Origin of the sequence: Dyella jejuensis, assembly GCF_044904675.1 — a bacterium.
Lineage (GTDB): Bacteria > Pseudomonadota > Gammaproteobacteria > Xanthomonadales > Rhodanobacteraceae > Dyella_B > Dyella_B jejuensis.
In genome coordinates, this window is record NZ_JADIKJ010000118.1 from 1 (window position 1) to 281 (window position 281).

The following is a 281-nucleotide window of genomic DNA, read 5'->3' on the forward strand; positions in this document are numbered from 1 at the left end:
GTCGCATCAGCGCCGCCGGCACCATGTAGCTCGGCAGCTTCACCCGCAGCCGCTCCAGCACGTCGTCCTCCCAGCCGGCCGCTACCGGGGCATCCACCGATGCCACCACGTAACCCACCAGGCGCAGTCCGCCGGCTCCCGCGCGCGCGATCACCGCTGCCGCGGCCACGCCCGGTTCCGTGCGCAGCGCCTGCGCCACTTCCTCCGGTTCCACGCGATAGCCGCGCACCTTCACCTGGCCGTCCAAACGCCCCAGGTATTCCAGCGAGCCATCCCCGTTC

At 71.9% G+C, this 281-nt stretch carries 1 protein-coding gene; it reads right to left on the reverse strand.

Features of this window, described 5'->3' with window-relative positions; translation table 11 throughout:
- Positions 1 to 281, reverse strand: a 281-nt coding sequence (locus tag ISP15_RS18570) for an AMP-binding enzyme (RefSeq protein WP_404549515.1), incomplete at both ends; no start/stop codon positions are given.